The organism is Pantoea sp., assembly GCF_039594315.1.
Classification (GTDB): domain Bacteria; phylum Pseudomonadota; class Gammaproteobacteria; order Enterobacterales; family Enterobacteriaceae; genus Pantoea.
In genome coordinates, this window is record NZ_JBCNNP010000103.1 from 1 (window position 1) to 4603 (window position 4603).

At 53.1% G+C, this 4603-nt stretch carries 6 protein-coding genes; all 6 read left to right on the top strand.

From position 1 onward, the window contains the following. Nucleotides 1-144: 144 nt before the first annotated feature. Genes yceD through fabG form a run of 6 tightly spaced genes read left to right on the top strand, consistent with a single transcriptional unit; the run spans nt 145 to nt 4566 of the window. A complete protein-coding gene (gene yceD / locus ABDW13_RS23255; protein WP_343554866.1) occupies nt 145-666 on the top strand; it encodes a 23S rRNA accumulation protein YceD in 522 nt (173 codons plus the stop codon). 14 nt (nt 667-680) lie between these two features. After that, nucleotides 681-851, top strand: coding sequence for a 50S ribosomal protein L32 (gene rpmF, locus ABDW13_RS23260; RefSeq protein ID WP_007885783.1), 171 nt, complete (start codon nt 681-683; stop codon nt 849-851). 26 nt (nt 852-877) lie between these two features. Then, nucleotides 878-1918: a phosphate acyltransferase PlsX gene (plsX, locus tag ABDW13_RS23265; protein WP_343554867.1), complete on the top strand. Its 1041-nt coding sequence runs from the start codon at nt 878-880 to the stop codon at nt 1916-1918. After that, nucleotides 1919-2872 carry a beta-ketoacyl-ACP synthase III gene (locus ABDW13_RS23270; RefSeq protein ID WP_343554868.1) on the top strand — a complete coding sequence of 318 codons (954 nt, stop codon included), beginning with the start codon at nt 1919-1921 and terminating at the stop codon, nt 2870-2872. A 16-nt stretch (nt 2873-2888) separates the two neighbouring features. Then, nucleotides 2889-3821 carry an ACP S-malonyltransferase gene (gene fabD / locus ABDW13_RS23275; RefSeq protein WP_343554869.1) on the top strand — a complete coding sequence of 311 codons (933 nt, stop codon included), beginning with the start codon at nt 2889-2891 and terminating at the stop codon, nt 3819-3821. Nucleotides 3822-3831: 10 nt separating this feature from the next. After that, complete coding sequence (gene fabG / locus ABDW13_RS23280) at nt 3832-4566, top strand: 3-oxoacyl-ACP reductase FabG (protein WP_343554870.1); 735 nt, start codon at nt 3832-3834, stop codon at nt 4564-4566. Nucleotides 4567-4603: the final 37 nt, after the last annotated feature.

The following is a 4603-nucleotide window of genomic DNA, read 5'->3' on the forward strand; positions in this document are numbered from 1 at the left end:
TCATTTTTTTTCAGAATAGATAGCGTAAAGATGACAGTCATTTTAAACTATGCGCCGCACTGGATGCGACTAACGGGTGAAAGATGCCGTAAACCGGCCTTTTTCTTTGACTCTATGACGTTACAAAGTTAATATGCGCGCCCTATGCAAAAGGTAAAATTACCCCTGACGCTCGATCCGGTCCGCGCCGCGCAGAAACGCCTTGATTATCACGGTGTTTATGCACCTGAATTGGTGGCGCGCTTGGCCGAAACGGTCGTGAGTGTGGACAGTGATGTTGAATGCGATATGTCGTTTGCGGTTGACAACCAGCGCCTCGCCGTTCTGCAAGGAACAGCGGAAGTGCAGGTGACTTTGTCATGTCAGCGCTGCAACCAATCGTTTCCCCATCATATCCACGTAAGCTATTGCTTCAGTCCTGTCTCTTCGGATGATCAGGCCGAGGCACTACCGGAAGCCTACGAGCCAGTTGATGTCAATGATTTTGGTGAGATCGACTTGCTGGCAGTGATCGAAGATGAACTCATCCTCGCGCTGCCCGTGGTTCCGGTGCATGATTCTGAACACTGTGAAGTGTCCGACGCGGACATGGTATTTGGCAAATTGCCTGAAGAGGCAGAAAAACCAAATCCCTTTGCCGTATTAGCCAGTTTAAAGCGTAAGTAATAGGAGTAAGGTCCATGGCCGTACAACAGAATAAACCAACCCGTTCTAAGCGTGGTATGCGTCGTTCACACGATGCGCTGACCACTGCTGCTCTGTCAGTAGATAAAGTTTCTGGCGAAACTCATCTGCGTCACCATATCACTGCGGATGGTTACTACCGCGGTCGCAAGGTTATCACCAAGTAATCCTTGCGGTTACGCAAGGCGATACCTTGACACGTTTGACCCTGGCAGTTGATGCCATGGGCGGGGACTTCGGTCCCTGCGTGACAGTGCCTGCATCCTTGCAGGCACTGGCCTCTCATTCGGAGCTGGTTCTTCTTCTGGTCGGCGATCCCGACATCATCTCGTCATTTCTTGCCAAAGCGGATTCCTCGTTACAGAGGCGTGTGCAGGTTATTCCTGCCGAATCGGTTATTGCAAGTGATGCCAAACCTTCTCAGGCGATTCGTAACAGCCGCGGCAGTTCGATGCGCGTGGCGTTAGAGTTGGTGAAAGAGGGCAAAGCGCAAGGCTGTGTCAGTGCGGGTAATACCGGCGCATTGATGGGCTTGTCGAAACTGTTGCTTAAGCCGCTGGAAGGCATAGAACGTCCGGCGCTGATGACGGTGCTGCCGCATCAACAGCACGGCAAAACGGTGGTGCTGGATCTCGGTGCTAACGTGGATTCCGACAGCGACATGCTGGTGCAGTTTGCGATTATGGGCGCAGTGATGGCCGAGGAAGTATTGGACATCGCCCAGCCGCGTGTGGCGCTGCTAAATATTGGTCAGGAAGAGACCAAAGGGTTGGAAACAATCCGTACCGCATCTGCGGTGCTGCGAGCGTCGCCGCAAATCAACTATATTGGTTATCTTGAGGGGAACGATCTCCTCACCGGCAAAACGGATGTGCTGGTCTGTGATGGGTTCGTGGGTAACGTCACGTTGAAAACCATGGAAGGCGTGGTAAGAATGTTTCTTTCTCTGCTGAAATCATCAGGAGAAGGAAAAAAACGGGCTTGGTGGCTTAAATTGTTGGGACGCTTTATTCAAAAACGTCTGGCTAAACGTTTCGGCCACCTCAACCCCGACCAGTACAATGGCGCTTGTCTGTTAGGATTGCGCGGAACAGTGATCAAAAGCCACGGTGCGGCGAATCAACGTGCGTTTGCCGTGGCGATAGAGCAGGCAGAGCAGACGGTGCGGCGGCAAGTCCCAGAGAGGATTGCAGCGCGCCTTGACACTGTATTAGCCAGGAGTGACAAAGCGTAGATGTTTACCAAAATTATCGGTACGGGCAGCTATTTGCCTGAGCAGATTCGCTCCAATGCGGATCTGGAAAAAATGGTGGAGACTTCGGACGAGTGGATTGTCACACGTACCGGTATTCGTGAGCGTCGCATTGCCGCACCGGATGAAACCGTTGCGACCATGGGCTTCACCGCAGCACAACGTGCGTTAGAAATGGCAGGTGTTGATGCCAATGACGTTGGGCTGATCATTGTGGCGACCACGTCCTCCAGCCACGCCTTCCCAAGTTCAGCGTGCATGATCCAGCAAATGCTGGAAATCAAAGATTGCGCTGCCTTCGACTTGGCTGCTGCTTGTGCAGGTTTTACCTATGCACTCAGCGTGGCCGATCAATACATCAAAAATGGTGCGGTTAAGCATGCGCTGGTGATCGGCGCGGATGTGCTGGCCCGTACGCTCGATCCTGAAGATCGCGGCACTATTATTCTGTTTGGTGACGGTGCAGGCGCGGTGGTTCTCAGCCAAAGTGAAGAACCCGGCATCCTTTCTACGCATCTGCACGCTGATGGCCGTTACAGTAAACTGTTAACGCTGCCTTATCAGGATCGTGCGCATCAGGATGAGCCAGCTTATCTGACTATGGCGGGTAATGAAGTCTTCAAAGTGGCCGTGACTGAACTGGCCCATATTGTTGATGAAACCCTGCAAGCCAATAACCTTGATCGTGAACAGCTTGATTGGCTGGTGCCGCACCAGGCAAATCTGCGCATTATTAGCGCGACCGCGAAAAAGCTGGGGATGGGCATGGATAAAGTGGTGGTCACGCTTGATCGTCACGGCAACACCTCAGCCGCATCGGTGCCAAGCGCGCTCGACGAAGCGGTGCGCGATGGTCGTATCAAGCCAGGACAACTGATTCTGCTGGAAGCCTTTGGTGGTGGTTTCACCTGGGGTTCCGCGCTGGTTCGCTTTTGATAGACAGGAACAGTAGATGACGCAATTTGCATTTGTTTTCCCGGGACAGGGATCGCAGACCGTCGGCATGCTTGCCGAATTGGCTGCAGAAAATTCGCAGGTTGAAGCCACTTTCCGTGAAGCTTCTGACGCGCTGGGCTATGACTTATGGCAGTTGGTTCAACAAGGACCGGCTGAAGAGCTGAATAAAACCTGGCAAACGCAGCCGGCATTGCTGGCGGCTTCTGTCGCGATCTATCGCGTGTTACAGAGCAAAAATGCGGTGCAGCCAACGTTGATGGCAGGTCACAGCTTAGGTGAATATTCAGCGCTGGTGTGTGCTGGCGTACTGAATTTCGCTGATGCGATCAAATTGGTCGAACTGCGCGGCAAATTGATGCAGGAAGCGGTGCCAGAAGGTACTGGCGCGATGCAGGCGATTATCGGTCTTGACGATGCGTCAATCCGTAAAGCCTGTGAAGAGAGCGCACAAGGCCAGGTGGTTTCACCGGTTAACTTCAACTCGCCAGGCCAAGTGGTTATCGCCGGTAATAAAGAAGCGGTTGAACGTGCTGGTGCCGCGTGCAAAGCCGCGGGTGCTAAACGTGCGCTGCCGCTGCCAGTGAGCGTGCCATCACACTGTGCATTGATGAAACCAGCGGCCGATAAACTGGCGGTTGCGCTGGAAAATATTACGTTTAACGCGCCAGCTGTGCCGGTGGTGAATAACGTTGACGTGAAATGCGAAACCGAGGGTGCCGCAATTCGTAGTGCGCTGGTGCGTCAGCTCTATAGCCCCGTTCGCTGGACCGAATCGGTCGAGTTTCTTGCGGCGCAGGGCGTTGAACAGTTGCTGGAGATCGGTCCAGGTAAGGTCCTGACCGGTCTGACCAAACGTATTGTGGATAGCCTGAGTGCTGCTGCCGTGAACGACTCTGCTTCACTGAGCGCAGCACTTACACAGGAATAAGAGGAAAAACATGAGCTTTGAAGGTAAAGTAGCGCTGGTTACCGGTGCAAGCCGTGGTATCGGTCGCGCCATCGCGGAAACGCTGGCTGCGCGCGGTGCTAAAGTGGTCGGAACGGCCACCAGTGCAAGCGGTGCGGAAGCAATCAGTGCTTACCTCGGCGACAAGGGCAAAGGCATGCTGCTGAACGTCACCGATGCCGCCTCAATTGAGAGCGTCCTCGAACAAGTTCGCGCCGAATTTGGCGAAGTGGACATTTTAGTCAATAATGCAGGCATTACGCGTGACAATCTGTTGATGCGCATGAAGGACGATGAGTGGGCGGATATCCTCGATACCAACCTGACATCAGTCTTCCGCCTTTCTAAGGCGGTTATGCGTGCCATGATGAAAAAACGCGTGGGCCGTATCATTACCATCGGTTCTGTAGTTGGAACCATGGGTAACGCGGGTCAGGCAAACTATGCGGCAGCAAAAGCAGGTTTGATTGGCTTTAGCAAATCACTGGCGCGAGAAATTGCGTCACGTGGCATTACTGTAAACGTCGTAGCTCCGGGCTTTATTGAGACGGATATGACGCGTGCACTGAACGAAGATCAACGTTCGGGTATTTTGGCAGAAGTGCCAGCAGGTCGTTTAGGCGACCCGCAGGAAATTGCCAATGCTGTTGCATTCTTAGCCTCTGACGAAGCAGCCTATATCACAGGTGAGACGCTTCATGTCAATGGCGGCATGTACATGGTCTGATAATCACGAAAACATTTGCTTTATCTGCGGTAAACAC